Source organism: Sphingomonas psychrolutea, from assembly GCF_014636175.1.
Classification (GTDB): Bacteria; Pseudomonadota; Alphaproteobacteria; order Sphingomonadales; family Sphingomonadaceae; genus Sphingomonas; species Sphingomonas psychrolutea.
In genome coordinates, this window is the sequence record NZ_BMDW01000049.1 from 1 (window position 1) to 2,338 (window position 2,338).

Here is a 2,338-nt window from a genome sequence, read left to right on the forward strand (position 1 = left end):
TTGAAAACACCATCCGTTCCGCAACAGCCTTCCTCTACGCTGCCGCCGCCCTCGTTATCCTCCGACGCCTCGCTCGTTACGCTTGAGATTCAAGACGGGCTCTAAAGAAGGCGTCAAGGGGGGAGTAAAAGTGGCTACAACCGCTTTCGTCGCAGCAGCTTTGCTTGCGCTGGCTGCCTCCGTAGCGACAAGCATATCGCCAGCGGCAGCGAGGGTTGCGAGTATTACATGGATGGAGCGAGCCGCGAAGTTGGTGGAAACCCTGTCAGCTGAATAGCGGCGGACGTTGAACGTCTCAAGCTGCGAATGCCTGCGATTTGAAACCGAGGGACGCCGACCACTTCGCCAACAACCTGAAAACGATAAAGCCATGCGAGAGGGTAAGTCCAATCTCAGTAGCGCGCACCGTCCCCCATACCCCCTAGCCGCACACGTGTAGAACGGCGGATGGCAAGCCAGCCCAAATGAAGGCACCGCTCGCAGCGGCCCCGGCAACCATGCGGGCGACGGGGCTGCGCAATGCCGCAAGACCCGCAGCAAGCCTCGGATACCCCGCGTCGATCAACGCCCGCGTCTGCAATGTCTCAGCTTCCCATTTTGTCATAGAGATAACCTCCGCTCGCACACATGATAGCATCATGGCGTCGGGTCGAGAGAACAAAACAAGCCCGTTATCTATTTGGCCTTCTGTCCGGATTTCCCTAACGAACGTTTGACAATCTTGGACACCCGCCTAAACGGGCTGCTCACCACCCGGAGCAAGCCCAGTGCGCACCATCAATTACTACCGTGTCTCGACCGCAAAGCAGGGGCGTAGCGGCTTAGGTGAGGCGGCACAGCGGGCATCTATCGAAGCATTTTGCACAGAGCGCGGATGCGAACAGCTTGGCGAGTACGTCGAGATTGAGAGCGGCAAGCGGGATGATCGGCCAGAGCTTATCAAAGCGTTGCAACATGCCAAGGTCACCGGGGCAACTCTCATCATTGCCAAGCTTGACCGCCTAAGCCGTAACCTCGCGTTCCTCGCCACTCTACAGGAAGCTGGCACCAAGTTCATCGCGGCAGACATGCCCGAGGCCAACGAGGTCACCATTCACATCATGGCGGTGATCGCTCAGGCGGAGCGGAAAGCAATTAGCCGCCGCACTAAGGAGGCACTTGCGGCCGCCAAAGCCCGAGGCACCAAGCTAGGCAACCCGATGGGCGCTAAGGCCTTTGGGGACGCCAAGGGGAATGTGGCGGCAGTGGAAGCGATCAAGGCGAAGTCCGCAGCATTTGCCGCCGATGTTGCCCCTATCATCTCTGCGATACGTACTGATGGGCATGGAAGCCTGAGGGCAATTGCCGCCGAACTGAACGCTCGCGGGATCATGACGGCACGCGGGGGCAAATGGGGTCCTCAGTCCGTAAGCGATATTATCGCCGCTGGTCAGATCGCGGGGCAGAAAGACGCCGCCTGAGGGTCGCAACAGGGTTGCCCCAATGCCGATGGGTCGCTGCCCGGATTGCGTCCGATACGCTGTACGGGCCTCCTAGGGGGTTTCTAGGGCATGGGGACTCCACGAGCGCGGGCGGGGAATTGAACGCGGGCTGCGGGACCTGCTCGGAACTGAATTGATACCATCAGCCACAATGAAACCTGCATCTATTAGCGGCGGTGGTCACCTATGCCTCGGCTTCCCTCGACATGGTAACATCCCTTGCATCCCTCCCATCTGAATAAGGATGGAATGGTCGGGATAAGTGACGGAATAACAGCCAAGGATAGAACGATAGGTATAACCGAGGGATAACATCCCATAGGGATACCCTAGGGATAACATCTAATATGTATAACCGAGGCATAACATCTAGTATGCATACCCTAGTTATAACATCCAATAGAGATACCCTAGGTATCACCTCTAATAGGGATATACTCAGTATAACATAAAATATGGATATCCTCGGGATAACATATAATATGGATAAGCTCGGGATAACATATATGTCATTTCGGTAGAGATACCCTCGGGATAAACATCCCGGTTATACCTGCTATCTGATATGATAGGGATAACCGCAACATAATCTCCGCATCCTCAGGAGCCATCTCTATTACACATCGGGACAGAACAACCCTCAAGATTAGTTAGCCCCCCCCATACCAATACATCAACATAAAGGAACCATATGGCTACCACCCTCGTAACGACTGACATCATCGAAAGCCAGCAGGCACAAGACTACTTCACTAAGAGCCCGTCTTGAATCTCAAGCGTAACGAGCGAGGCGTCGGAGGATAACGAGGGCGGCGGCAGCGTAGAGGAAGGCTGTTGCGGAACGGATGGTGTTTTCA

The 2,338-nt window shown here is 55.5% G+C and carries 1 protein-coding gene; it reads left to right on the top strand.

The window, feature by feature from the left end:
• The first annotated feature begins 767 nt into the window (after nucleotides 1-767).
• Complete coding sequence (locus IEV62_RS18050) at nucleotides 768-1,460, top strand: recombinase family protein (RefSeq protein ID WP_188449973.1); 693 nt, start codon at nucleotides 768-770, stop codon at nucleotides 1,458-1,460.
• The last annotated feature ends 878 nt before the right edge of the window (nucleotides 1,461-2,338 follow it).